This is a genomic window from Phenylobacterium sp. T106 (assembly GCF_057219735.1).
In genome coordinates, this window is record NZ_JBXVWA010000005.1 from 180,451 (window position 1) to 206,153 (window position 25,703).

The window sequence follows — 25,703 nt, forward strand, 5'->3', positions numbered from 1 at the left end:
TTCAAGGCGCCGCCTCAGCCGCCCAGGCGTGCGAGCGCGGCCTGGTAGTTGGCGATCTGGTTCGTGAGGTAGGCCGGGACCGGGCCCGAGGCGGCCGCGGCCGCCAGCGGATTGGGCGGCGACGCCGCGGCCTTCAGGTCGATGTAGACCTGACGCAGCTTGCCCATCGCAGCGCCGATCTCGGCCAGCGCGTGCTTGCGCTCGGTGTCGTTCTCCAGCGAGAGCGCGGAGTCGAAGCCCAGGCCGTAGATCACCGACTTGCCGTCCGCCGGCACGGTCTTGCCGTCGACCACCCGGGTCTTGCGCACCACGCCCTCGGGGATCCCGAGCAGTTCCAGCGCATCCTTGTCGGCCTTGCCCGCGGTGAACTCCAGCGTCACGCGATCGGTGCTGGGCTCTATCCGCAGGGTCCGCAGACCGTTGCTCGTGGCGATGCTCACCTTCGCCTGGAAGCCGCTGGCGCGCCGGATCTTCTGGGCCAGGGTGTCGAGCGTGTCCTTGTCTTCGATCGTCACCGTCCCGCGGATGCCGAGGCCGGTCTGGACGGTGAACTGGTCGCCGGCGCGCAGGCCGGAATGGGCGGTGATGCGGGCCGAGTCCGTCAGGTCCAGCTCGCCCTTCGGCAGGCCGATCCGATCCAGCACGCTGGCCCCGGTCGTGTCGACGGCGATGGCCGTGGGCGCGGCCCGGCCGTCCTTGCCCGTGAAGCGGCGGGCCCAGTCGATCGCGCCGGCGTTCACGTCCAGGCGGGCCAGGAAGCCGTCCTTCGTCCCCACCGGCGCGAGCCCGTTCGGGAGGTCCGTCCCGGCCGAGCCCCCGATCCACACCTGGCCGCCCGCGACGGCCAGCGAGGTCGCGCGGTCGTCCCCTGCCCCGCCGTAGTACGCCACCGCCCCCCCGCCGCCGAGGTTGGACGAGAGGCGCGCCGCGAAGGCGTCCTGGCCGCCGGCGTGCGCGCGGGTCACCGCAAGGCCGGACAGGCCCGGATTGCCGGTGGAACCGGCCACCACCACGTCGGAACCGTCGAGCGCCAGGCCGGTGATCTGGCCGCCCTGCAGGTCGCCGAGGTCCTGTGTGGAGGTGAGCACCGGCGCCGCGCCCGAGACGTCGTAGCGCCGCAGCACCGCGCGTCCGTCCTCGACGCTGGCGGTGATGACGCTGGTCCCGTCCACGACGAGCCCTGCCGGCCGGTCCACGCCGGTGGTCCCGAACGTGGTGGTGAAGAGCGTCTGCACCTTGCCGGCCGCGTCGGCCTTGAACGCCTGGAGGTAGGCGTCCGCCTCGCCGATCGTCGCCGCGCCTGGCAGGGTCGAGGTGGTCCGGCCCGAGACATAGACCGTGCCGTCCGCCCCGAACGCCACCTCGCTCGCCTCGTCGGCCTGCCGCGCCCCGCGGCGCTGCGTCCACAGTTCCTGGCCTTCGGCGTCGTAGAGGGTGACGAAGCTGTCGGTCACGCCGTCGAACGCGCCCGTGGAATTCAGCGGCCCGTCCGCGGCGCCGTTCAGCACGCCCTTGACCGAGCCCGCCACGGCGATCTTGCCGTCGGCGGCGATGGCGAGGCCGAGGCCCGTCGCCTCGTCCGCGGCGCCCAGCGTGCGGGCGAAGATCAGCTGGCCGGCGGCGTCATACTTCAGGAGCGCCACGTCCTGCTCGCCGCGCAGCGCCTGGCCCGCCGTCTTCTCGACGACGTCGGCCAGCATGTAGACCGAGCCGTCGGCCGCCACGCGGGTCTCCCGGACGGTCTTCACCTCCGGCCCGAGGGTCTGCCCGAAGATCCGGCCATCCACGAAGTTCGCCTCGCCCGGGCGCTGCAGCGGCGCCGGCACCGAGACCGTGTCGGTCTGGAATTTCAGGAACTGCGCGGCCTCGGTGGAATCCTTGGTGTCGGCCTTGCCGTCGGGGTCCGGGTTGCCCGCGTTCTGCGCCACGTAGACCGCGCCGGCGGTCGCGGAGGCCGAGAAGCTGATCGTCTCGCCCAGCGTGGCCTTGATCTTCAGGGCGTACTGATCGGGGATCGTGCCCACGGTCACGGTCTTGCCGCCGATGGTGGTGGTCTTGGGACCGCCCGGAATCCGCTGCGAGGCGAATCGGCTCTCGATTCCGGCCGCCTCGAGCTGCTGGTTGACGTAGGCGGCCACATTGCCGACCGAGCGGGTCGTCGCGCCCATGCCCGCCAGGTCGATCGGCACGTTGAAGGTCTGGCCCGAGCGCTTCACCGTCACGGTGAACTGCACGGCGCCCTGGAAGGCGTCGGCGGCGGTGTCGCTGGATCCGGACGCCAGCGGACGCGTGACGTACTCCGTCTTGGCCTTGGGCACGCCCAGCGCCGAAGCCGCCGAGGTGGAGACCTCGCCCTGGATCACCCGGACCTGGTCGAGCTGCAGGGTGTCGACGTAGCCGAGGATCTCCTTCAGGCCGCGGTCGAAGGCCTGGTTGATCCGCGTGCGGTCCGCCACCGCCAGGTTCTTCGCCGTCGACTGTTCGGCGACGCCCATCAGGGCGCCCAGGCCCTGGTACAGCGCGAACAGCTTGCGGTAGTCGGCGCTCGCGCCGGGCACGTCGAGGCGCGTCGCCCCTTCGCTGACGAAGCGGCGTCCGGAAAGCGCGGCCTTCACGGCCTCGTTGGTGATGGCGGAGGCGGCCGGCTGGTTCCAGGGGGCCGTCGGGATCGTCTTCTTCTTGGCGGCCGTCGCGCCCGCGCCGGCGCCCGCGGCGGTCTGACCGGCGCGTGACTGAAACAGGTTCAGCAGCAGGTTCGGGTCGAGCGGCGTCACCATCAGGAAATCACCTTGCCGGACCAGCCCTTACCGGCCGTTAACCGGCGCCGCCGGCGGCGGAATAATCGCGCGCAGGGCGACTCGGAAGGCAAGCGCACAACAGCCTGTAAAACATGGAAAAACCCCGGACGTCCCAGCGCCCGGGGTTCTTCGACGCCCCAACGAAACGGGACCTTAGCCGCCGCGGAACAGCTGCAGCACGATCTGCGGCGCGGAGTTGGCGATGGAGAGCGCCTGGGCGCCCAGCTGCTGCTGCACCTGCAGCGCCTGCAGGCGCGCGCTTTCCTTGGCGAGGTCGGCGTCGACGAGATTGCCCACCCCGGCTTCGAGCACGTCGGTGAGCTTGGAGACGAAGTCCAGGTGGGCGTCCACCTGCTTGGCCTGGGAGCCCAGGTTGCCCAGCGCCTGGTTCACGTTGCTGATCGAGGCGTTCAGGCGCGCCAGCACCGTGGTGGCGATCGTCACCGTCGTGATGTTCGCGTTGGCCGTGATCGTGATGTTGCTGCCGCCGAGCGCCAGGGTGCGCGTGGAGAGCGTGAGCCGCGAGGTCGCATCGGCGTTGGCCAGGAACTGGATGTTCCCGCCGGTGCCGCTGAAGAGATTCGCCCCGTCGAACTCCGAGTTCGTTACCACCTGGGTGATCTGGCGCAGGATCGCGCGGAAGTCCGAGTTGAGCGCCGTGCGCGAGTTAGTGTCGAGCGAGGTGTCCATCGCCGCGACGACCTTCTCCTTCAGCTGCACGAGCAGGTCCGAGACGGTGTCGCCGGCCGCCAGCGAGACCTCGGCGATCGAGTTCGCGCGCTCCAGGCTGATCCGCACCGCGCCCAGCGCCCCGATGTCCGCCCGCTGACCCTGGGCGATGGCCCAGATCGCGGCGTTGTCCTTGGCGTTGCCGATCTTCAGGCCGGTGTTCACCCGGTCCTGGACGCTGGCCAGCTGGTCGTTGGTCTTGTTGAGGTTCTGCAGGGCCGTCAGCGCAGCCTTGTTCGTGTTGACGCTGATTACCATCGCGCTCTCCTGGCGGGGCTCCCCGGCGCCGACTCGCGTCTTCGCCTCGCCTCGAAGCTAGGAAGGCGTGGTGTTCATATGGTTAACACGCATAAAGCATGGCGCCGCCGCCGGAGGGCTCCGGGGCGGTGGGGACAAGCGTCCTCGTGCGCGCGCGGGCGCGCCCGTCGATCAGGCCTCGGTGCTGATCACCGATCCGGCGGCGTACTGAGCCTCGTCCTTCAGCCTCAGGACCTCGGCCCGGGGCAGCTGCTGGACGACCTCGCCGGTCAGGCGGTTCACCGTCTTGTAGACGTACGACCCGCTGGCCTGGTCCATTTCAATCACCAGTCGCATTTCGACCGGAGCCGCGACGGGGACCGGAGCCGGGGCCTGGGCCTTCGCGCCGCGCTTGGCGGCGGGGGCGTCGGCTGGCTTGGCGGTCTGAACCCTCTTCGGCTCGGGCGCGGGCGACGTGGCCGCGACCTTGGTTTCCATGTCTCCTTTCGCTGAACGTCAGTGCAGCGCTCCACGTGAGGCGAACGGCGGACGGGCGAACCCGTCCGCCGGACGCGAGTTGCCGCCCGCGAGGCTGCGAGAGCCTCGCGGGCGCGCGGGCCTTAACGGAAGAGGCCCAGCAGGATCGAAGACGACTGGTTGGCGATCGACAGGGCCTGCACGCCAAGCTGCTGCTTGGTCTGGAGGGCCTGCAGTCGGGCGCTTTCCTTGGCCAGGTCGGCGTCGACGAGGTTGCCCACCCCGACGTCGATCGTGTCCTGAAGCTTCTTCACGAAGTTCAGGTGGCTGCCGAGCGCCTTGGAACCGGTGCCGAGCGACGAAAGCTTGCTCGACACTTCGGTGATCGCCGCGTTGACCGCCGCGATGGCGAGCGAGGCCGCCGCCGTGGTCCCCAGCGTGCTGGCGTTGATCGACAGCGCCGTCAGGGTCAGGGTCTGGGCCTGCACGGTGATCACGGACGTGGCGTCCGAGTTGGCGATCGCCTTCACCGTGGTGCCCGCCTGCTTGATCAGGTTGGCGCCGTTGAAGTCGGCGTTGACGACGGCCTTGGTGATCTGACCGAGCAGCGACTTGAACTCGTCGTTCAGCGCCGTGCGGCTGGCCGTGTCGAGGCCGGAGTCACGGGCGGCCAGGGCCTTTTCCTTGAGCTGCAGCAGCACGTCGGAAATGGTCTCGCCGGCCGAGATCGCGACCTCGACGGCGGACTGGTTCCGCTCGAGCGACGAAATGACCGAGTTCAGGGCGTTGGAAGTGGCGCGCTGGTTCTGGGCGATGGCGAAGATAGCGCCATTGTCCTTGGCCGAGGCGACCTTCTTGCCGGTGTTGATCCGGGACTGCACCGTCTGCAGTTCCGAGTTCGTGGCATTCAGGTTCTGGAGCGCGATGAGCGCGCCAAGGTTGGTGTTCACCGAATTGGGCATCGGTAGGTCCTTCGTTCAAAAGGTCCAGCCGTCGTTCTGATGGCCGGGGGCGTTTTGCCCGCCCCCCACGCAGCAAGCCGCGGGCCAGCCAAACCTTACCGAAGGTCCCGTTATGTCTCTGAATTTGCAGCATTAAGGAGGCATTATGGTTGCCTCGACCCGGCAATTATTGCCCACCGCCCGGAGGGCTGGGCACAAGTTGCCTACCGGGCCCGGCAAGAATCGCCGGCCGGGAAAGGAGCCCGCCGGACGGGCCGAAGCCCGCCCGACGGTTTCGCGCACTTAGCGGAACAGACCCAACAGGATCGTCGAGGACTGGTTGGCGATCGATAGCGCCTGGACCCCGAGCTGCTGCTTTGTCTGCAGCGCCTGGAGTTTTGCGCTCTCCTTCGCCAGGTCGGCGTCGACGAGGTTGCCCACCCCGACGTCGATCGTGTCCTGAAGCTTCTTGACGAAGTTCAGGTGGCTGTTGAGCGCCTTGGCGCCGGTGCCGAGCGACGACAGCTTGCTCGACACCTCGGTGATCGCCGCATTCACGGCCGCGATCGCCAGCGAGGCCGCCGCCGTGGTCCCGAGGGTGCTGGCGTTGATCGACAGCGCCGACAGGGTCAGGGTCTGGGCCTGGACCGTGATCACGGACGTCGCGTCCGCGTTGGCGATCGCCTTCACCGTGGTGCCCGCCTGCTTGATCAGGTTGGCGCCATTGAAGTCGGCGTTGACGACGGCCTTGGTGATCTGACCGAGCAGCGACTTGAACTCGTCGTTCAGCGCCGTGCGGCTGGCCGTGTCGAGGCCGGAGTCACGGGCGGCCAGAGCCTTTTCCTTGAGCTGCAGGAGCACGTCGGAAATGGTCTCGCCGGCCGAGATCGCGACTTCCACCGCCGACTGGTTCCGCTCCAGCGAGGAGATCACCGAGTTCAGGGCGTTCGAGGTCGCACGCTGGTTCTGGGCGATGGCGAAGATAGCGCCATTGTCCTTCGCCGAGGCGACCTTCTTGCCGGTGTTGATCCGTGTCTGGGTGGTGGCAAGCTCCGCGTTGGTGGCGTTGAGGTTCTGGAGCGCAACGAGCGCGCCAAGGTTCGTATTCACCGAATTGGGCATCGGTTGATCCTTCCATTCTGGAATGAAGTGAGCCGGGCCTTTTGCCGGCTTGGCGGATTTTCCGCCGGATCCCGCGTCGCAATCGGAATGCCAGCCCCGCGTGGGCGGCGCTCAGCTCATGCCGCTGAAAACACACGTTTTTCCGCGGAGTGCGGTTCGCTCAATCTGGGTAGGGCGCGGCGCGATCCTGCCGCCCGGCACATCCTGCCGACTAAACCCGGCGTCCTGCAGCGCGCGCGGACACGGGCGGCCCGGGACCTCTGCGCTTGCGGCGCACCGGGATCAGGCGGCGGCCTGAGCGCCGCCCGCGAGGCCCTGCATGATCAGGCGGTTGATCTCGATCAGGGGCTCGAACTCCTCCTGGCCGCGGATGACCAGGCTGGTGTGCTTGCCCACCCAGATGCTGAGCGAGACGATCGAGGCGCGCAGGGGTGCGGGCAGCGCGTTGTCGCTGCGCTGGCACTCGCCGGCCAGCGCCGTCCACATGCGCTTGTTCCAGTCGAGCGCGTCCATCCGCTTGCCGAACTCGGAGCGGTCCAGCTGGGCGGCGTCCATCAGGGCGCGGGTCACCTGCGCGAAGAGGCGGTACTCGAGGTCGCGCGGGCTCTCAGCCCGCGTCGCCGCCTGCTGATAAGCCTGAAGGGACATAGCCCAGCCTTTCGTTCTCGTACTCGATCAACTTCCTGCACAGCATCAGCGCCTTGTAGTACTCGCGCTCCATGCAGTGCTTGGAGATATCCACGCAGTCCGCCAGCACGTCCGGATTGGCGATGACCCCCATGAACTCGGTCATCCGCTGGACGAACTCGCCGTAGTATTTCTCGGCGTTCCCCTCATCGAGGTACATCATCATCACCGGGAAGTAGATTCGACGCGCGGGCGTCTGGACATCCTCCTCCTGCATGATGTCCTTCTCGCGAAGGACCGAGGCCTTGTTCTGCAGCACGAGGACCGCCCGGCGGTCGCCGTTCTGGACGACGGCGCCGTTCAGGACGAACCTCTCACCCGGCTTCAGCGATAGTTTGAGCGGCAAGTTCGTTCCTCGTCTGCGTTGGCGACCGCGGAGCGCGAATCTGACGAAAGCCATAATCGCGCGAGGCGCGGCCGAACGCACCCCACGCTTAGCGGGCCACCCGTTAACGGCCGATTGCCGCCGTCGCAGGCGCCGCCGTGTGCGCCAGGCTTAGCGGCAGGTTAACCATAAGGCGGCAGGACAGGAGCATCCCGCCTCGAGGAGTCGCGAGAATGGCCAAGACGGCGCTCGACAGCGCTTCCTATCCTGACGGCGCGCAGCTCGGCGCCCAACCCAGCGTCCCCGAGTCCATGGCCGAGATGGGCGAAGCCGGCGGCAAGGACTCCCTCGCACGGCTGAACAGCGCCGTCGGCGAACTGAGGGCGGTCGCGGCCGCGCCGGTGCTGCGCCGCGCGATCGACTTCCTGAACCGGGAGGACTTCGTCAACGGCGGCAAATGGGCCGTGAAGGCGCTGGAGATCGACGAGCGCAACGGCGTCGGCTGGTACCTCCTGGCCATCGCGCGCGAACGCGCGGGCGACTTCGGCAATTCGGTGCGCGCCTACGAGGCCGCCCTGGCCCTGCTGCCCGAGCACGCCGAGGTGGCCAACGACCTCGGCCGGCTGGCCTTCCGGATGGGCATGCACGAGCAGGCCGAGAAGCTGTTCCGCCACTACATCGACCACGCGCCCGAGCGCGCCGACGGCGTGAACAACCTGGCCAGCGTCATGCGCGAGCAGGGCCGCACCGAGGAGACGATCGAGCTCCTGCGCGCCGCCATCCAGCGCCATCCCGAGTCAGCGATGCTCTGGAACACCCTGGGCTCGGTGGTGATGGACCAGGGCGACCTGCACAACGCCGCCACCTTCTTCGGCGAGGCGGTGCGGCTGAACCCCAAGTTCGGCAAGGCGCGCTACAACCTCAGCCAGGTGAAGCACGGTCTGGGCGACAACGAAGGCGCCATGGCCGACTGCGACGCGGCCCTGCGGCGCACCAACACCGCCGAGGACAAGCAGATGATGGGCCTGGCGCGCGCCACCTATCAGCTCTGCCTGGGCCGGATCGGTTCGGGCTGGGACGACTACGAGGCCCGGCTCTCGGCGCAGTTCGCGGGGGTCACGCACTTCGCCATCGAGCGGCCCCGCTGGAAGCCCGGCGGCGACCTGCGGGGCAAGCGCTTCCTGGTCTGCACCGAACAGGGCCTGGGCGACGAGGTGATGTTCGCCAACGTCCTGCCCGACGTGCTCGACCAGCTGGGCCCCGACGGCAAGCTGATCCTGGCCGTCGAGCGGCGCCTGGTGACGCTGTTCCAGCGCAGCTTCCCCACGGCCGAGGTGAGCCGCCACATCACCAACGTCGTGGCCGCCTCGGTGGTCCGCCGCGTGCCCGAGATCGACCAGTCGCAGGTGGACCTCTGGACGCCCATCGCCAGCCTCATGCGCCAGTACCGGCGCAAGCTCGAGGCCTTCCCGCAGCACCAGGGCTACCTGCGCCCCGATCCCGAGCGGATCGCGCACTGGCGCGAGGTCCTGAAGACCGCGCCGGCCGGGCCCAAGGTCGGCCTCCTCTGGAAGAGCAACATCAGCAAGGGGCGGACGCGGTTCTTCTCGCCCTTCGACCAGTGGCGGCGCGTCCTGGCCACCCCCGGGGCCAGCTTCGTGAACCTGCAGTACGGCGACTGCTCCGAGGAACTGGAGCGGGCGAAGCGCGAGTTCGGGGTCACCATCTGGCAGCCGCCCGGCATCGACCTGAAGGAAGACCTGGACGACGTGGCGGCGCTCTGCTGCGCCATGGACGTCACCATCGGCTTCTCCAACGCCACGCTGAACATCGGCGCGGCCTGCGGGGCTCCGGCCTGGCTGCTGACGACGCCCGGAATCTGGACCCGGCTCGGAAGCGACGCCTACCCCTGGTACCCGCACGTCCGCACGTTCGCCCCGCCGGCCTTCGGCGAGTGGGACGCGCTGATGGAGGACGTGGCGGGCGCCCTTTCGGAATTCGTCGCCGAGCGGACCTAGCCGCGGAACGGCGGGGACGGCCGGGTGTTCACGCAGCACCCAGCCAGGAGCTCCCCATGCCCGGAACAGACTTCGAGAACGACGCCGACGGCTACGATCCGCAGGACCAGTCCGAGGCGTTCGACGAGACCAACTTCACCGACGGCGGCGACGTGGGCGAAGGCCGGAGCTACGCCGAGGCGGCCGAGCGCAGGACCTTCGAGGACCTGCCCGAGGTGGAGGACCTGACCGTGGCCGACGGCGACGAGGACGACGACGAGGCGCTGGCCCTCGACGCCGACGAGTTCGACCCCGACGCCATCGACGACGGCGACCTCGAGGAGGACGACGAGCTCGACTACAGGGCCGCGACCGCCGAGCGCGAGGACGACATCGACGGGCTGGGCCCCGAGGACGGCTTCGACGAAGACCGGATCGCCCGCTCCGAAATCGACGGCCTCTCCGAGGTCCGGGACGCCGACGAGGCCGAGGGCGGCGAGGACGACTTCACCGACCTGCAGGCGCGCAACCTCGGCGACGAGGACCTGAAGGAACTTGGCTATTCCGAGGATCGGGACGGCCAAACGGTGGCCAAGCCCGACCGGTGACGGCGGCGGCGACGCCGCGCCCCCAGGTCAGCCTCGCCGATACCGGCCCAGGCCCTGGCCGCCGCCGATGCGGCGGAAGCCGGCGCGTTCGAAGAGGCGGCGGCTGGCGGCGTTCTCGTCCTTGATCTCGGCGAAGACCGCGCCGTCGACCGACCCCAGCGCCTGCCCCAGCAGCGTCGTGCTCAGCCCCTGCCCCCGGAACGCCGGGTTCAGGTTGATGGAGACCTCGGTCTCGTCACGGTGGTCGAACCGCACCATCCCGACCTTCCCGTCGTCGGTCTCGCCGATCAGCAGGGTGATCGCGGGGTTCAGCAGCGCGCCCCGGAACCAGGCGGTGTGCGCGGCCAGGTCGACCTCGTCCGAGGTGCGCGACATCGCCCGCGTCACCGGATCGTTGCGCCAGCGCCAGAGGTCGACGCAGTCCGCCTCCGTGGCCCGCCGCAACCTCATGGCGGAATCGGCGCGCTGTTCTCGGCCAGCGCCACGACGTCGTCGCTGCTGAACGCCGGGTTGGACGGATAGAGCCGCTCGTAGACGCGCCGCACGAACGCCAGATCCTCGGGCAGGTCGACCGTCCAGCGCAGATGGGCCAGAGACGGCGACCGGGTCAGGGACGCCAGCCGGAACCGCTCGGGATGACGGTAGATGAAGGGCGTCACGTGCTCGCGCTCGTAGGCGTCGCGGGCCTCCCGCCCGGCCGCCAGCAGCACGTCGCGGCGCATCACCTCGGCGTCCAGCCCGTGCTGGAAGGTGCGGTCCGGGGTGACGTTGTTCGCATAGTCCGCGCCCTCGGCTTCGAAACGCTCGACCAGGGCGTCGATCACCCCGGGGTCGGCCAGCGGGCAGTCGGCGGTCAGGCGAAGGACCGTTCCGGCCTCGGGCCTGCCCTCGAGCAGCGCGCAGAAGCGGCCGAGCACGTCGTGCAGGTCGCCCCGGAAGACCGAGACCCCCGCGCCCTCCCCCCAGGCCGCGAGCGCATCGTCGCTGGGGTCGAGGCTGGTGGCCACCACCAGGTCGTCGAGACGGCGGCTGCGGCGCAGGCGCTCGATCTGCCGGGCGATCATGGGCTGGCCCAGCACCGGCGCCAGGACCTTGCCGGGCAGCCGGGTGGAGGACATGCGCGCCTGCAGGATCGCCAGGTTCACCGAAGGGCCTCGCCGCGAATCGAACGCCAGTGTGGCGCCATGCGCCGGCGCCGTCGCGAGAGGCGCCATCGCCGCAGACGTGCGATGGCGCTTGATCCTTGCGCCCCGACCTATAGGCTGCGCCCAGCCAAACAACTGTTCGAATGCGGGCTCGGCTCGCATGGGGAGCCCGAATGAGCCAACGTTTCGAAGGGACCGACAAATACGTCGCCACCGAGGATCTCAAGGTGGCGGTCAACGCCGCCATCGCCCTGGAGCGGCCGCTCCTCATCAAGGGCGAGCCCGGCACCGGCAAGACGGTCCTGGCCTATGAGATCGCCGAAGCCCTCGGGTCCGAGCTGATCACCTGGCACATCAAGTCGACCACCAAGGCGATCCAGGGCCTCTACGAGTACGACGCCGTGACCCGCCTGCGCGACAGCCAGCTGGGCGACGAGCGCGTGAAGGACGTCAAGAACTACATCAAGAAGGGCAAGCTCTGGGAGGCGTTCGAGGCGCCCAAGCGCCCCGTCCTGCTGATCGACGAGATCGACAAGGCCGACATCGAATTCCCGAACGACCTCCTGCAGGAGCTCGATCGGATGGAGTTCTACGTCTACGAGACCAACGAGACGATCAAGGCGGCCGTCCGCCCCATCGTGATCATCACCTCCAACAACGAGAAGGAGCTGCCCGACGCGTTCCTGCGCCGCTGCTTCTTCCACTACATCCGCTTCCCGGACTCCGAGACGATGCAGGAGATCGTCGACGTCCACTATCCGGGCATCAAGAGCAAGCTGGTCGCCGAGGCGCTGCGCATCTTCTACGACATGCGCAAGGTGCCGGGCCTGAAGAAGAAGCCCTCCACCTCCGAGCTGCTCGACTGGCTGAAGCTGCTGATGGTCGAGGACATCGACGGGGACGCGCTGGCCGAGAAGGATCCGACCAAGCTGATCCCGCCGCTGCACGGCGCCCTTCTGAAGAACGAGCAGGACGTGCACCTGTTCGAGCGCCTGGCCTTCCTCGCCCGGCGCGAAGGCGCGGCGCGGCCGGGCCAGCAGTAGCGGCTGCGCCCGGAGTAACATCCGGGCGTAACTTACCGCGAATTCACTCGCCTTTTCGAAGGGCTCCGCTCAGGTTCCACGCGAACGGACGGAGCCCTTTTCGCATGAAGCCGCTGCACCTCTTCGCCGCCTCGGCCCTGGCCCTGACCGCCGCCGCCTGCGGCCCCAAGACGCCGCCGGTCCGCGCCGCGCTGGACTGCCCCGCGACCGAGGGCGAACTGACGCGGACGTCCGCGACGCCGGACGGCAAGGCCTGCACCTACGTGGCCGCCGACGGCGGCGAGGTGACGCTGCAGCTCGTGTCGGTGCGAGGCACCGTGGACGACACGCTCCAGACCTTCGAGACGAACCTCCTCGCCCAGCGAAGCCCTGCGCCCGCCGAGGGCGGCGATGCGAAGGCCAAGGCCGCGGACGACGCCGGCGCGGCCGCGGCCGGCGCGGCCGCCAAGGCGGCCGAGGCCCAGGCCAGTCTCGACGCCGGCCAGACGGGCGTCCGGATCGAGGCGGGCGCCGACGGCAAGGGCGTGCATGTCAAGGTGGACGGCAACGACTCCAAGGCCGTGAACGTCGAGACCAAGGACGGCAAGACGGTCGTGACCGAGTCCGGCGACGGGACGACGCGGATCAACCTGCCCGGCATCCACATCGTCGCCAACGAGAACGACGACAGCGCCAAGGTCGAGGTGGGCCCGATCAAGATCGACGCCGGCGGCGACAGCGCGACGATCCGCATGCGCCGCGATGTCCGCCTGCGTGGCGAGGCGCTCAATCCCGACCAGCGGGGCTTCCGGGCCACCTTCATCTACACCGGCAAGGACCTCCCCTCCGGGTATCGCGCCGTCGGATACGAGGCCGGCGGGCCCAAGCAGGGGCCGTTCACCATCGCCGTGGTGAAGTCGAAGCTGGACCGCGGCGACGCGGAAGCCGTGTACGACGACGTCAAGAAGCTGGTGCGGCGGAACGGCGGCGTCTAGCCGCCGTCCCCGGCTGAACAGGGTCCGGGTCGTCAGCCCGCCGGCTGCACCTCCACGACCTTGTAGGTGAGCGGCCGGCCGTCCTCGTCGGTCACCGTGACGTACTCGCCCACCGCGAACCGGTGCTGGCCCAGGCGGTGGACCGGCTCGTCGTCGGCGGAGTCGTCCGCGTCGTAGTCGAAGAACCAGCGCTGGCCCTTGCGCGCCAGGCGGCCGTCCACCGGATCCTCGTCGGGCGCGAAGCGGCGGACCGTGCAGGCGTCGCGCGCCTTGGCGTAGGCGCCCTCGTCCAAGTGGCCGTCGGCGGTCAGAGGGGCGGTGAGCGAATACCCGCGGTGATCGTCGCCCCCGGCGAACTCTGTGCCGGGGTTGCGGGCAAGACGCATCACGATGCGCGACAGGGACATGTTCGGGCCTCCAGGAAGGTCACTCAGGCAAGCTAGTGGGAGAGAAACAGGGACGGACTATCGGAGTTCAGGAGCGTCCGGGTGGTTCCGCCGAAGATGAACTCCTGCAGGCGCGGGTGTCCGAAGGCGCCGGCCACGAGGATGTCCGCGCCCGCCGCCGAAGCCGCCCCGAGGATCGCCGGCGCGGCGTCCCCGCTGTCGGTCAGCACCTGCACTTCGGCCTCGACGCCCCGCGCGGCGTAGTATCCGCACAGGCGCACGGGATCGAACGTCCGCGAGCTGGCCTTCGGCGCGGCGATGATCACCACCCGGCGCGCCTTCTCGAGCAGGGGCGTCGCCAGGCGCGCCGCGCGCGAGGCTTCCTTGCCGCCGTCCCACGCCACCGCGACGGTCCCATCGATCTTGAGCTCGCCCTTGGCGATCACGACGGGGCGCTGCTCGTCGGCCACCATCTGCTGGAACGCCTCGGCGAGCGGGCCGCGGCCGCGCGACGGATCGGCGGTGAAGACCACCACGTCCGACAGCCGGCTCTCGGCGGAGAGCCCGGCCCAGACCGGCGTCTGCAGGGACACGAAGCGCGTCTTGGCGTAGCCGGCGCCCTCCGCCGCGCGCCGCGCGTTCGATTCCCCGGCCGCGGTGGCTTCCTTCAGGGACTCCAGCGCCGTCGTCTGCACGCCGCCCAGAAACCCCTCGCCCATCCAGGGCATGACGTCGGCCACGTCGGCCGGGGTGTAGACGCAGGCCAGTTCCGCGCCGAACGGCTCGGCGATCCGCCGGCCCGCCGCGACGGCGGCCGCGTCCCCCTGCCCTCCCGACAAGGGCGCCATGATGCGAGCCCAGCTCATCGGTGCATCCCTCTCAAGGTTCGGTACTTATCCTAACCCATGCCGACCCGATTGATCTTTGTCAGGTCCTGGGCCAGTCCTCAGCCTCGACTGTGAAAGGAATATCCGGGTGAGGAAAGGGCTGCGTCGCGGTAAGGCCGAGCCCAGGGCGTGGCAGCGGATGCTCTCGGGGCGCCGGCTGGACCTGCTCGACCCCTCCCCGCTCGACATCGAGATCGAGGATATCGCCCACGGACTCGCGCGCGTGGCGCGCTGGAACGGCCAGACCACGGGCGCGCACGCCTTCTCCGTGGCTCAGCACTCGGTCGTGGTCGAGGAGATCGTGGCCCACATCCAGCCCGACGTGGAGCCCCGCTGGCGGCTCGCGGCGCTGCTGCATGACGCCTCGGAATACGTGATCGGCGACATGATCAGTCCGTTCAAGGCAGCCCTCGGCGTGGACTACCGGCTCTTCGAGGAGCGTCTCGAGAACGCCATCCACGTCCGGTTCGGCCTGCCGGCCAAGACGCCGCCTGCGGTCAAGAAGCTGATCAAGCAGGCCGACCGCGCCTGCGCCTTTTTCGAGGCCACCCAGCTCGCCGGCTTCGCGCGGGCGGAGGCGCTCGACTTCTTCGGGGCCCCGCCGGCCGGCTACGACCTGCACATCGAACCCCAGGCGCCCGCCGAGGCCCAGGCCCACTACCTGCGCCGCTTCGAGGTGCTTTCCGAGGCGGCGGGCTACCGCAGCCACGACCAGGCGTTCGACACGGAATGACCAGCGCGGTCGTCATCGGGCTTTCGGCGGTGGTGCTCGCCATCAAGGACGGCGAGGCGGTGACGCTGACCGTGCGGCACAACGAACTCACCGGCCTGCCGTTCGGCCCGTTCGACCCCGACGCCGACCGGACCTTCGAGCTGGCCCTGCGGGCGTTCGTGACCGAGCAGACGCGGTTCGACCTCGGGTACGTCGAGCAGCTCTACACCTTCGGCGACAAGGGCCGTGACGCGCCGCTCGCCGACCTGGGCGACGGCGCGGGCGCGGCGCGGGTGATCTCGGTGGGCTATCTCGCCCTCGCGCCCGCCGCCGTGGACACCCACTTCGCCGGCAGCGAATGGCGCCCCTGGTCGCGCACCTTCCCCTGGGAGGACTGGCGCGCGGGCCGTCCCGCGGCCATGGACGCCGTGGAAGCCGCCCTCCGGGGGTGGGCCGACGGCGACGCGCAGAAGCTGGCCCGGGCGCGGCTGCTGTTCGCCCTCGACCAGGCCCCCTGGAACGAGGAGCGCGTCCTCGAACGCTACGAGCTGCTCTACGAGGCGGGCCTCGTGCAGGAGGCCGCCCGCGACCGTGGCGAGGCCGCGCCCGTCCGCCCCGATGCGCTCACCGCAGCCCTGGGCGATCCGATGATCTCGGACCACCGCCGGATCCTGGCCACGGCTCTGGGCCGCCTGCGGGGCAAGCTCAAGTACCGCCCGGTGGTTTTCGAACTGATGCCGGACGCCTTCACGCTCTCGGCGCTGCAGCGCACCGTCGAGGCGATCGCCGGCGTGCCGCTGCACAAGCAGAACTTCCGCCGCGCGCTGGAACGGGCCGAGCTGGTGGAGGGCCTGGGCCGCCTCGACGCCGAGACGGGCGGGCGGCCGGCGGAGCTGTTCCGCTTCCGGCGCGAGATCCTGGGCGCGCGGCCGGTGAGCGGCCTCAGCCTGCCGCTGCTGCGGGACTGACCGCCGGCTCCGCGGCGCCGGTCGAGGCCGCCTCGCCGCCCCCGGCCGCGCGCGCCTTGATCATCGCGCTCGTCTCGCGGCTGCCGTCATGGCTCCAGCCGGGCGGCCCGAAGATGTAGCCCAGCGCATGGCGGGGGTGCCGCACGACGTCCTGGGCCATGGCGATCCACTCGTGGAACGCCACGCGGACGATGTTGAAGGTCGCCAGGTTCTTCACCAGGCCGTAGCGGCACGGTTCGGCGTCCAGCTCGGGCTGGAAGGTGCCGAACAGGCGGTCCCAGACGATCAGGATGCCGGCGTAGTTCTTGTCCAGGTAGACCGCGTTGCGGGCGTGGTGCACCCGGTGGTGCGAGGGCGTGTTGAACACCGCCTCGAACCAGGCCGGCATCCGGCGGATCGCCTCGGTGTGGATCCAGTACTGGTACACCAGGCTGACGCCCTTCTGGATCGCCACCATGGCCGGCGGAAAGCCCAGCAACGACAGGACGAGGTAGACGCTCCAGCTGCCGTTCAGGGCGCCGGTCCAGGTCTGCCGCAGCGCCGTCGAGAGGTTGTAGTGCTGGCTGGAGTGGTGGTTGACGTGGCTGAGCCACCAGACGCGACGCTCGTGACTGAGCCGGTGGAACCAGTAGTAGGCCAGGTCCTCGGCCAGGAAGACGAGCACCCAGGCCCACCAGGCGGTCATCGGGATGTCGAAGATCCGCCAGTGCTGCCAGACCCAGACCACGGCCGTGAACGAGATCGCCCCGAACAGAAGGCCCGCGACGTTCGACCCCAGCCCCATGCCCAGGGACACGGCGGTGTCGCGGCCCTCGTAGCGGGCCTCGATCTTGCCCATGCGGGCCAGGATGATCTCGGCCAGCACGGTGACGATGAAGATCGGCGTGGCCAGCGCGACGGGGTTCAGCGCCGCGTGGATCGGATCGGGCAGGCTCACGCGGCGAGGTCTCCGTCGAAGCTCTTCGGCGGCCAGGACGGCAGGGTGATGACGGCCCGCGGCGCGGCGATGTCGCCCAGGTCGATGGAGAGGCGGCCGTTCCGGAACGTGGCGCTCACCGCCTGCGGCCAGGGGATCTGGCGCGCCGCGAAGCCGTCGCCCACCCGGCAGACCACCAGCGCGAGGCCGCCGGACTTCGCCAGGGCGCCGGCCCCGTCCGATGCGACCCAGACCGCCTCGACGGCGCGGCCCGGAAACTCCTCGGCGAGGATGGCCCGCGCGCGATGCTCGTCCAGGGGCGCGACCGGCCGGGCGATCTTGGCCCAAGCCGCGATCGCCACGAGGACGCCCACGGCGGCGGCCGAGGCGGCGAGCTGAACGAAGAAGCCCGCGTCCATGACGATTGTCCCTCCCACTCGTCGCCGCAAGCGTGGGCGGGACGGGAGGCCTGGTCAAGGAAAAGGCCGCGCGTGCAAGACGCGCGGCCCTCCTGCCGTGTCCGGCTGTTCCGGCTAGAACCGGCGGACGTACGACACGCCGAAGGTGTCGGAGTCGCCGCCGTCGTCGTACTCCGAGCGGAGGTACTCGACGCGGATCCCGTTCACGCCGTCGAAGTGGTGCTGCAGCCCCACGCCGAGGTTGACCGACTCGTCCGAGCCCGAGACGCCCACGCCCGCGGCCGAGGCGCCGATCTTGGTGGTGCCGTAGCCCACGCGCGCCAGCAGGTCCGTGTTCGCGCCGACCGGCAGGAACCCGACCACATAGGCCGCGAACTGGTGCTTCAGCTCGATCTTGGCGCGGGTGGCGCCGACGCGGAGCGAATCGTCGTCCACGCCGAAGGCCGCTTCGCCCTCGACGCCCAGGTAGGGCGAGAAGCGGTAGCCGACCTTGGCCTGGATGGCGCCGAGGTCGATTCCGCTCTGGCTGGAGTAGGCGCCGCCGATGTTGACGTAGGCGCCCGGAGCGCCGGCGGCGTCCTGAGCCTGGGCCATGGCAGGCGCGCACGCGAGCGCGGCGGCGACCGTGGCCGCAGCAATCATAAGCTTCATACTGGTAGTCTCTCCTGGCTGAACTGGAGCTCCCCCCTTGGCGGACGGCCGGTCAGCGGCGGCGAGTCCGTCACCGGTTTGTTCCGGTGAAGCTGTGCTCGCCTAGCATGTGGGATTCACAGACCACAACCCCCCTGTGGCCGCCAGGACACGCCCCAGGAAAACACCTGAATCCAAGGTCGTATGACAAAGATTTAATACGGAGAAGGCCACGCCCGGGGGCGTGGCCTTTCCTGTTTCGCAGGTCTTCGACGAGCAGTCGGGGGAAATCTCCGCCTGCCCTTCGCGGCTTAGAACTTGCGCGAGTAGCCGATGGTCCAGACGTCCGCGTCGCCGGGGCCGCCGTCGAACTCATAGCGCGTGTAGTCGACTCGCACGCCGTTCACGCCGTCGAAGTGGTGCTGGGCGCCCACGCCGAAGTTCCAGGACTCTTCCGAGCCCGAGGCCGACACGCCCGCGGCGCGCGCGCGGATCTTCGTCGTGCCGTAGCCCACGCGGGCCAGAATGTCGGTGTTCGGCATGATCGGCAGGAATCCGACCACATAGCCGGCGGCCTGGTGCTTCAGCTTCTGGTTCACGCGCACGCCGCCGATCGTGTCGGTGTCGCTTTCCAGGCCCGTGGCCAGTTCGCCTTCGACGCCGAGGTTCGGGTGGAAGCGGTAGCCCACGCGGCCCTGCACGGCCTTGATGTCGGCGCCGCCGGCGTCGGCGATGCCGAGGTTGAGGTTCACATAGGCGCCGACGTTGTCGCCCGCGGCGACCTGGGCTTGAGCGGCGGCGGGCATGACGGCGGCGATCGCGGCCAGCGAGGCCGCGGCGATGAGAGCAGTTTTCATTTTTGGGAATTGAACTCCGACTTGGGTCTGAACAGCCCGCCCAGGGGTGCGTAGATGGGGAGCCAAACGCGGCGGGCTACGGGCGGTTCTATGGCGAAGCTGGGTTTGGAAGCGGCATGTGGCTTGTGGGTCACAATGACCGGCTGACGCCTCCCGCGTCCGTGCTAAACGGGGCGCTCTTTCGGGGAGGTGTTCCAGATGACCCAGGCAGTGATCGCGGCGACGGGGCTGTACACGCCGCCCAACAGCCTTTCGAACGCCGAGCTGGTGGAGACCTTCAACGCCTACGTCGAGCGCTTCAACGCCGCCAACGCGGACGCCATCGCGGCCGGCGAGATCCAGGCGCTGACGCCCTCGTCGGCCGAGTTCATCGAGAAGGCTTCAGGCATCAAGTCGCGGTTCGTGGTCGACAAGACGGGCCTGGTCGATCCCGAGCGCATGACCCCCAACATCCCGGAGCGCCCGAACGAGGAGATCTCGGTGCTGGCCGAGATCGCCGTGGAAGCGGCGAAGGACGCGATCGCGGCCTGGGGCAAGGACGTCTCGCGGATCGACGCGGTCATCTGCGCCGCCTCCAACATGCAGCGCGCCTACCCCGCCATGGCGATCGAGGTGCAGCAGGCGCTGGGCGTCGAGGGCTTCGCGTTCGACATGAACGTCGCCTGCTCGTCCGCCACCTTCGGCATCAAGACCGCCGCCGATTTCGTGACCAGCGGCTCGGCGCGGGCGGTGCTGATGGTCAATCCCGAGATCTGCTCGGGCCACCTGAACTTCCGCGACCGCGACAGCCATTTCATCTTCGGGGACGTCGCGACCGCGGTGATCGTCGAGCGGGCCGAGGATGCTCAGGGCGGCTGGGACATCGTCGGCACGCGGCTGAAGACCCGGTTCTCCAACAACATTCGCAACAACTTCGGCTTCCTCAACCGCTGCGCGCCCGAGGGCGTCGGCGCCCCGGACAAGCTCTTCGTCCAGGAAGGCCGCAAGGTGTTCCGCGAGGTGGTGCCGATGGTCTCGGAGATGATCGTCGAGCACGCGGGCGATCTGGGCATCGACCCCCATGGCCTGAAGCGGATGTGGCTGCACCAGGCCAACATCAACATGAACGAGCTCATCGGGAAGCGCGTCCTCGGCCGCGATCCGACCGCGCAGGAGAACGTCATCATCCTCGACGAGTACGCCAACACCTCCTCGGCCGGCTCCATCATCGCGTTCCACAAGGCCAGCGACGACTTCACGCCCGGCGAGACGGGCCTGATCTGCTCGTTCGGCGCGGGCTACTCGGCGGGCACGGTGTTCGTCCGCAAGCGCTAGCCGGCCCCGCGCGGGCGCGCGCCGCGCGCGCCCCATGGAAAGCACCGGTGAGCCGTGGTGTACTGCGCCGGCTCAGGCCGGTCGGGCGGCCTCAGGGAGTTCCGCTTGCCGCGCTGGAGCAGGTCTTACGCGCTCTGGATCGCCGCGCTGGCGCCCCTGTTCGTGCTCATCGGCGTCCTGGTGTTCGCCGCCTTCGAAGGCGCGCGCCGGGACGTGGAGGTCGTCAGCGCACAACGCGCGGCGGAGGTGGCGAGCCTCGTCGACGCGAGCGCGGTCTCCGAACTCAAGCTGGCCCAGGTCCTCGCCTCGTCGGCGCCGCTGGCGCGGGAGGACATGGCCGAGGCCTACAGGCGCGCGGCGGAGGTGATGGCCCTCAGCGGCAACTGGCGCACCGTCGTGCTGTCCGACCCTGCCCGCGGGATCGAGGTCTTCGACCTGCGCCGACCGCTGGACGGCGGCCCGCGCCCGATGGCGGACTACATCGCGGCCGCCGCGCCCGGCCTCGCCGGCCCGACGATGTCGGATATCACCCGCGACCGGCTCGGCGTCTACGTCCTGCCTCTTCACGTGCCGGTCGTCACCGACCAGGGCCGCCGCTACCTCTTGACCGTCGAACTCGACACGGCCGCCATCCAGGCCCTCGTGACGACGCGGGCGCCGCCGGACAGCGTCGTCGCGGTGGTCGACCGGTCCGGCAATTTCATCGCCCGCAACGTCGCCTACGAAAGCCGGGTCGGGCGACCCGCGACGCGGTACGTGCGTGATGCGATCGCGGAGGGCCGCAGGGGTCTCTATCGCGGCGTCACCTACGAAGGGTTCAAGAACTACACGGCTTTCGACACGGGTCAGCGGACCGGCTGGTCGGCCCATGTGGCGGTGGCGTCCTACCTGGTCGACACGCCGCGACGGATGTCGCTGGCGATCCTGGGCGTCGTCGCCGTCGCCTGCCTGGGCGCGTCCGGAGGTCTGGCCCTCGTCGCGGTGCGCCGCATGAGGTCGCGCCGGCAGGAAGAGGCGCGGCTGCATCAGTCCCAGAAGATGGAGGCGGTGGGCCAGCTCACGGGCGGCATCGCGCACGACTTCAACAACCTGCTGACCGCGATCATCGGCGGCCTCGAACTCTCGCTGAAGCGCGCCGCGCCCGGCGATCCGAGCCGGCGCTATCTCGAGGGCGCGCTCGACGCCGCCGCCCGGGGCGCGAAACTGACCTCGAGGCTGCTGGCCTTCTCCCGCACCCAGCGGCTGGCCCGCGAGCGCGTGGACGTGCAGGCCGTCATGTGGGGCATGACCGACCTGTTGGAGCAGTCCCTGGGACCGCGCATCGCGATCTCGATCGACGTCGCCGAGGACGCGCGCTGGGTGGTCACCGACCAGAACCAGCTCGAACTGGCGCTGCTGAACCTCGCCGTCAACGCCCGCGACGCCATGCCCGAGGGCGGGCGCCTGGACCTGTCCACGCGGCGCGCGCCGGCGAAGGGGCGTTCGTCGCACGACCGCGTCGAGATCGTCGTCGCCGACACCGGCCAAGGCATGACACGCGAGGTCGCGGCGCGCGCCTTCGATCCCTTCTTCACCACCAAGGAGGTCAACCGCGGCACGGGGCTCGGGCTCGCCCAGGTCTACGCCATGGCGCGGCAGTCCGACGGCGAGGCGGTCATCGAGAGCGTCCCCGGCCAGGGGACGCGCGTGCGCCTCCGGCTGCCCGCGGCGCCCCCGCCCCTCGCCGGGCCGGACGACGTGGAGGCCCGCAAGGACGCCGTGTCGGCGAGCCTGCGACGTGACCGCCGGCTGATGGTCGTCGACGACGACGCGGGCGTCCGAAGCATCCTCGTCGACGAGCTGCGGCTCCTGGGCTTCCAGGTGACCGAGGCCGCGAGCGGCGCCGAGGCGCTCGCCATGCTCGAGCGCGAGGCGCCGGACCTGATGATAGTCGATTTCCTGATGCCCGGCCTCACGGGGGCCGACGTGGCCGTTCGGGCCCGCGAACTGCGCCCCGGCCAGAGGATCATGTTCGTGTCGGGACACATGGACAACGCCGCCCTGGATGCAGCCGCCCAGGCCGCCGTCGTCCTCCGCAAGCCGTTCGTCGTGGCTGAGCTCGCGGAGACGGTGGGCCGGGCGCTGGATGACGCCGAGGCGCCGCAGACCGCTCCGTCCGCCTAGGCTCGCGACCACGCCGCAAACCCGAGCCGCCCGTGCGCGTTGACGCTCCACGCAGGAGGTCGCATCGCGGCGAAGGTGCACGATCTCGAAGACGTCCTGGAGGCGCTGCACCGCTCCGCCAAGGGCGAGGGCGCGAAGGTCTCGGTCGACGAGATCCTGGCGACGTTCGGCCGCCGCTCGTTCGGTCCGCTGCTGCTCCTCTGCGGCCTCCTGGGCATGACGCCCGTCTCGGGCATCCCCAGCGTCCCCTCGATCCTCGCCGTCATCACGATCCTGATCGCGGGCCAGATGGTTTTCGGCCGCGAAGCGATCTGGATCCCGCGCTTCATCGCGAAGCTGTCGGTGGCCGCGGACAAGATCGAGAAGGCGGTGCGCGTCTCGCGCAAGCCCGCGCGCTGGGTGGACAAGGTGGTCCGGCCGCGGCTCCACGCCCTCACCTCGCCGCTGGCCGACCGGCTCGTCGCGGCCGCGTGCGTCCTGGTCGCCCTCGCCGTCCCGCCGCTGGAGCTCGTGCCCTTCGCGGCCTTCATCCCGTCGCTGGCGATCTTCACCTTCGGCCTCGGCCTGGTGGCCCGCGACGGCCTGGTCGTGCTGGTCGCCCTGCTGCTCAGCGCCGCGGCGCTGGGCCTCATCGGCTGGCGCCTGCTGGGCGGCTGAGGCGGCCGCTACCGGTCCTTCTCGCGCTCGCCGATGGCCGCCTGGGCGGCCGCGAGCCGGGCGATGGGGACGCGGTAGGGCGAGCAGCTGACGTAGTCGAGGCCGATCTTCTCGCAGAACTGGATCGAGGCGGGGTCGCCGCCGTGCTCGCCGCAGATGCCCAGCTTGACGCCCGGCCGCGCGGCGCGGCCCCGTTCGGCCGCAATGGCGATGAGGTCCCCGACGCCCTCCTGGTCGAGGCTGACGAAGGGGTCCTTCTCGAAGATTCCCTTCTCGATGTAGGCGTTCAGGAAGCGGCCGGAGTCGTCGCGGCTGATGCCGAACGTCGTCTGGGTCAGGTCGTTGGTGCCGAACGAGAAGAACTCGGCGTTCTGCGCCAGATCGCCGGCGCGAAGGGCGGCGCGCGGCAGCTCGACCATGGCGCCGACCACGTACTCGATCTCGCGGCCCTGCTCGGCGATCACCGCCTTGGCGACGCGGTCGGTGAGCTGGCGCAGGAAGCGCATCTCCTCGCCCTTGGCCACCAGCGGGTGCATGATCTCGGGGATCGGCGCGGGCCGGCCCTCGGCGGCCACCTCGCAGGCGGCCTCCATGATCGCGCGCACCTGCATCTCGTAGATCTCGGGGTACGAGACGCCCAGGCGGCAGCCGCGGTGGCCCAGCATCGGGTTCACCTCATGCAGCTCCTGCGCCCGGCGCAGCAGCTTGGCCGGATCGAGCCCGGTGGCCTCGGCCACGGCCTGCACGTCCTCCTCGTTGTGCGGCAGGAACTCGTGCAGCGGCGGGTCCAGCAGGCGGATGGTGACCGGCAGGCCCTCCATGATCTTGAACAGCTCGACGAAGTCCTTGCGCTGCATGGGCAGGATCTTGTCCAGCGCCTGCTTCCGGCCGGCCGCGTCGTCGGCCAGGATCATCTCGCGCACGGCGGCGACGCGCGCCGGGTCGAAGAACATGTGCTCGGTGCGGCAGAGGCCGATGCCCTCGGCGCCGAACTGCCGGGCCGTGCGGGCGTCCAGGCCGGTCTCGGCGTTGGCGCGGACCTTCAGGCGGCGCACCTCGTCGGCCCAGCCCATCAGCGTGCCGAAGTCGCCCGAGAGCTCGGGCTCGATCATCTTCACCGCGCCCAGCAGCACTTCGCCGGTGGAGCCGTCGATGGTGATGACGTCGTAGGCGCGCACGGTCTTGCCGCGGGCGTGGAACTCCCCGGCCCGGCCGTCGATGTGGATCTCACCGGCGCCCGAGACGCAGGGACGGCCCATGCCCCGGGCCACCACGGCCGCGTGGCTGGTCATGCCGCCGCGGGCGGTGACGATGCCCCTGGCCGCGTCCATGCCGCGGATGTCCTCGGGCGAGGTCTCCTCGCGCACCAGGATGACCGCCTCGCCCAGGCCGCCCAGCTTCTCGGCCTCCTCGGCCGTGAAGACCACCTTGCCCGTGGCCGCGCCGGGGCTGGCCGGCAGGCCCGTGGCCACCACGTCGCGCGGGCTCGACGGGTCGATCGTGGGGTGCAGGAGCTGGTCGAGGCTGCCGGGCTCGACACGCATCACGGCCTCGGTCTTGTCGATCAGGCCCTCGCTGGCCATGTCCACGGCCACCTTCAGGGCGGCCTTGGCGGTCCGCTTCCCGTTGCGCGTCTGCAGCATGTAGAGCCGGCCCTGTTCGACCGTGAACTCGATGTCCTGCATGTCGCGGTAGTGGCGCTCGAGCTTGCCCACCACGTCGCGGAACTGGGCGAACACCTCGGGCATCGCCTCTTCCATCGACGGGTTCTTCTCGCCCATCTCCTCGCGGGCCACCTTGGTCAGCGGCTGCGGGGTGCGGATCCCGGCGACCACGTCCTCGCCCTGGGCGTTGATCAGGAACTCGCCGTAGAGCCGGTTCTCGCCGGTGGACGGGTTGCGGGTGAAGGCGACGCCGGTGGCCGACCCCTCCCCCATGTTGCCGAACACCATCGACTGGATGTTCACCGCCGTGCCCCAGCTTTCCGGGATGTCGTGCATGCGGCGGTAGAACTTGGCGCGGTCGTTCATCCAGCTCGCGAACACGGCGCCGATCGCGCCCCAGAGCTGCTCGACCGGGTCCTGCGGGAAGGGCTCGCCGCGCTCGTCCTCGACGGCGCGCTTGTAGTCGGCGACGACCTCCTCCCAGTCCTCGGCGGACAGGCCCGTGTCCACGTGGATGTCCAGGCGGTCCTTATGGTCGTCGAGGATCTCCTCGAACATGTGATGGTCGAGGTCGAGCACCACGTTCGAGTACATCTGGATGAAGCGGCGATAGGAATCGAAGGCGAAGCGCCGGTCGCCGGACAGCTTCGCCAGGCCCTCGACCGTCTCGTCGTTGAGGCCGAGGTTCAGCACCGTGTCCATCATGCCGGGCATCGAGGCGCGGGCGCCCGAGCGCACCGAGACCAGCAGCGGGTTCTTCGGATCGCCGAAGGCCTTGCCGGTGATCTTCTCCACCTGCCGCAGCCCCTCGGCCACCTGGTCCTTCAGGCCGGGCGGATAGGTCTTGTCGTCGTCGTAGTACCGGTTGCAGGCCTCGGTCGTGATGGTGAAGCCGGGGGGCACCGGCAGGCCCAGGGCGCTCATCTCGGCCAGGTTCGCGCCCTTGCCGCCCAGCAGGTTCTTCATCGAGGCGTCGCCGTCCGCCGACCCGCCGCCGAAGGCATAGACCCACCGCGTCTTCACCGTCGCATCGGCCATAGCGTCACC

At 69.9% G+C, this 25,703-nt stretch carries 25 protein-coding genes; 9 read left to right on the top strand and 16 right to left on the bottom strand.

Going from position 1 to position 25,703, the window contains the following annotated elements; all coding sequences use genetic code 11:
* Positions 1-14: 14 nt before the first annotated feature.
* The 7 genes from AC2D8W_RS13600 to flbT form a co-directional block, all read right to left on the bottom strand.
* Entirely contained in the window at positions 15-2,777 is a 2,763-nt protein-coding gene (locus tag AC2D8W_RS13600) for a hypothetical protein (RefSeq protein WP_484671975.1), read from the bottom strand.
* A 174-nt stretch (positions 2,778-2,951) separates the two neighbouring features.
* Positions 2,952-3,785, bottom strand: coding sequence for a flagellin (locus AC2D8W_RS13605; protein ID WP_293481539.1), 834 nt, complete (start codon positions 3,783-3,785; stop codon positions 2,952-2,954).
* Between the two features lie 171 nt (positions 3,786-3,956).
* Complete coding sequence (locus AC2D8W_RS13610; RefSeq protein WP_293481540.1) at positions 3,957-4,262, bottom strand: flagellar protein FlaG; 306 nt, start codon at positions 4,260-4,262, stop codon at positions 3,957-3,959.
* Positions 4,263-4,384: 122 nt separating this feature from the next.
* Positions 4,385-5,203, bottom strand: coding sequence for a flagellin (locus AC2D8W_RS13615; RefSeq protein ID WP_293481541.1), 819 nt, complete (start codon positions 5,201-5,203; stop codon positions 4,385-4,387).
* A gap of 282 nt (positions 5,204-5,485) precedes the next feature.
* Positions 5,486-6,304 (bottom strand): flagellin, encoded by an 819-nt coding sequence (locus AC2D8W_RS13620; protein ID WP_484671976.1) that lies wholly within the window; start codon positions 6,302-6,304, stop codon positions 5,486-5,488.
* A gap of 282 nt (positions 6,305-6,586) precedes the next feature.
* On the bottom strand, positions 6,587-6,952 hold the full coding sequence (flaF, locus tag AC2D8W_RS13625) for a flagellar biosynthesis regulator FlaF (RefSeq protein ID WP_293481543.1): 366 nt from the start codon (positions 6,950-6,952) through the stop codon (positions 6,587-6,589).
* Positions 6,912-7,337: a flagellar biosynthesis repressor FlbT gene (flbT, locus tag AC2D8W_RS13630; protein ID WP_293481544.1), complete on the bottom strand. Its 426-nt coding sequence runs from the start codon at positions 7,335-7,337 to the stop codon at positions 6,912-6,914. The genes flaF and flbT overlap by 41 nt, the downstream gene beginning before the upstream one ends.
* 212 nt (positions 7,338-7,549) lie before the next feature.
* Here flbT and AC2D8W_RS13635 point away from each other — a divergent pair, with 212 nt between their 5' ends.
* On the top strand, positions 7,550-9,334 hold the full coding sequence (locus AC2D8W_RS13635) for a tetratricopeptide repeat protein (RefSeq protein ID WP_484671977.1): 1,785 nt from the start codon (positions 7,550-7,552) through the stop codon (positions 9,332-9,334).
* Between the two features lie 56 nt (positions 9,335-9,390).
* The gene (locus AC2D8W_RS13640; RefSeq protein ID WP_484671978.1) at positions 9,391-9,921 is read left to right on the top strand and encodes a hypothetical protein; all 531 of its coding nucleotides are present in this window, start codon (positions 9,391-9,393) and stop codon (positions 9,919-9,921) included.
* Positions 9,922-9,948: 27 nt separating this feature from the next.
* Here AC2D8W_RS13640 and AC2D8W_RS13645 read toward each other — a convergent pair whose 3' ends face one another.
* Together AC2D8W_RS13645 and AC2D8W_RS13650 are read right to left on the bottom strand one after the other, a co-directional pair.
* Entirely contained in the window at positions 9,949-10,371 is a 423-nt protein-coding gene (locus AC2D8W_RS13645; protein WP_484671979.1) for a GNAT family N-acetyltransferase, read from the bottom strand.
* Positions 10,368-11,066 (bottom strand): cytidylyltransferase domain-containing protein, encoded by a 699-nt coding sequence (locus AC2D8W_RS13650; protein ID WP_484671980.1) that lies wholly within the window; start codon positions 11,064-11,066, stop codon positions 10,368-10,370. Before AC2D8W_RS13650 ends, AC2D8W_RS13645 begins: the two co-directional genes overlap by 4 nt.
* Before the next feature lie 173 nt (positions 11,067-11,239).
* Here AC2D8W_RS13650 and AC2D8W_RS13655 point away from each other — a divergent pair, with 173 nt between their 5' ends.
* Positions 11,240-12,109, top strand: coding sequence for an AAA family ATPase (locus AC2D8W_RS13655; RefSeq protein ID WP_484671981.1), 870 nt, complete (start codon positions 11,240-11,242; stop codon positions 12,107-12,109).
* Positions 12,110-12,213: 104 nt separating this feature from the next.
* Complete coding sequence (locus AC2D8W_RS13660; RefSeq protein WP_484671982.1) at positions 12,214-13,083, top strand: hypothetical protein; 870 nt, start codon at positions 12,214-12,216, stop codon at positions 13,081-13,083.
* A gap of 32 nt (positions 13,084-13,115) precedes the next feature.
* Here the strand turns inward: AC2D8W_RS13660 and AC2D8W_RS13665 are convergent, their stop codons facing one another.
* Both AC2D8W_RS13665 and AC2D8W_RS13670 read right to left on the bottom strand, forming a co-directional pair.
* Complete coding sequence (locus AC2D8W_RS13665; protein ID WP_293481551.1) at positions 13,116-13,490, bottom strand: hypothetical protein; 375 nt, start codon at positions 13,488-13,490, stop codon at positions 13,116-13,118.
* A 32-nt stretch (positions 13,491-13,522) separates the two neighbouring features.
* The gene (locus tag AC2D8W_RS13670) at positions 13,523-14,335 is read right to left on the bottom strand and encodes a universal stress protein (RefSeq protein WP_293481552.1); all 813 of its coding nucleotides are present in this window, start codon (positions 14,333-14,335) and stop codon (positions 13,523-13,525) included.
* Between the two features lie 109 nt (positions 14,336-14,444).
* Between AC2D8W_RS13670 and AC2D8W_RS13675 the strand changes: the two genes are divergently transcribed.
* Entirely contained in the window at positions 14,445-15,089 is a 645-nt protein-coding gene (locus AC2D8W_RS13675) for an HD family hydrolase (RefSeq protein WP_293481553.1), read from the top strand.
* Positions 15,086-16,036 (top strand): NUDIX hydrolase, encoded by a 951-nt coding sequence (locus AC2D8W_RS13680; RefSeq protein ID WP_484671983.1) that lies wholly within the window; start codon positions 15,086-15,088, stop codon positions 16,034-16,036. Before AC2D8W_RS13675 ends, AC2D8W_RS13680 begins: the two co-directional genes overlap by 4 nt.
* On the opposite strand, the gene AC2D8W_RS13685 is transcribed toward AC2D8W_RS13680, so the two are convergent.
* The 4 genes from AC2D8W_RS13685 to AC2D8W_RS13700 form a co-directional block, all read right to left on the bottom strand.
* On the bottom strand, positions 16,011-16,973 hold the full coding sequence (locus AC2D8W_RS13685; protein ID WP_484671984.1) for a sterol desaturase family protein: 963 nt from the start codon (positions 16,971-16,973) through the stop codon (positions 16,011-16,013). The two genes, AC2D8W_RS13680 and AC2D8W_RS13685, sit on opposite strands and share 26 nt — an antisense overlap.
* Positions 16,970-17,371: a hypothetical protein gene (locus AC2D8W_RS13690; RefSeq protein WP_484671985.1), complete on the bottom strand. Its 402-nt coding sequence runs from the start codon at positions 17,369-17,371 to the stop codon at positions 16,970-16,972. Before AC2D8W_RS13690 ends, AC2D8W_RS13685 begins: the two co-directional genes overlap by 4 nt.
* Before the next feature lie 114 nt (positions 17,372-17,485).
* The gene (locus AC2D8W_RS13695) at positions 17,486-18,022 is read right to left on the bottom strand and encodes a porin family protein (RefSeq protein ID WP_484671986.1); all 537 of its coding nucleotides are present in this window, start codon (positions 18,020-18,022) and stop codon (positions 17,486-17,488) included.
* A gap of 290 nt (positions 18,023-18,312) precedes the next feature.
* Positions 18,313-18,858, bottom strand: a complete 546-nt coding sequence (locus AC2D8W_RS13700; RefSeq protein ID WP_293481558.1) for a porin family protein — start codon at positions 18,856-18,858, stop codon at positions 18,313-18,315.
* A 198-nt stretch (positions 18,859-19,056) separates the two neighbouring features.
* Between AC2D8W_RS13700 and AC2D8W_RS13705 the strand changes: the two genes are divergently transcribed.
* The 3 genes from AC2D8W_RS13705 (at position 19,057) to AC2D8W_RS13715 (ending at position 22,992) form a co-directional block, all read left to right on the top strand.
* Positions 19,057-20,172, top strand: coding sequence for a beta-ketoacyl-ACP synthase III (locus AC2D8W_RS13705; protein ID WP_484671987.1), 1,116 nt, complete (start codon positions 19,057-19,059; stop codon positions 20,170-20,172).
* Positions 20,173-20,277: 105 nt separating this feature from the next.
* Positions 20,278-22,335, top strand: a complete 2,058-nt coding sequence (locus AC2D8W_RS13710) for an ATP-binding protein (protein ID WP_484671988.1) — start codon at positions 20,278-20,280, stop codon at positions 22,333-22,335.
* Between the two features lie 75 nt (positions 22,336-22,410).
* Complete coding sequence (locus AC2D8W_RS13715) at positions 22,411-22,992, top strand: exopolysaccharide biosynthesis protein (RefSeq protein ID WP_484671989.1); 582 nt, start codon at positions 22,411-22,413, stop codon at positions 22,990-22,992.
* Positions 22,993-23,000: 8 nt separating this feature from the next.
* Here the strand turns inward: AC2D8W_RS13715 and ppdK are convergent, their stop codons facing one another.
* Positions 23,001-25,694: a pyruvate, phosphate dikinase gene (gene ppdK, locus AC2D8W_RS13720; protein WP_293485153.1), complete on the bottom strand. Its 2,694-nt coding sequence runs from the start codon at positions 25,692-25,694 to the stop codon at positions 23,001-23,003.
* Positions 25,695-25,703 lie beyond the last annotated feature (9 nt).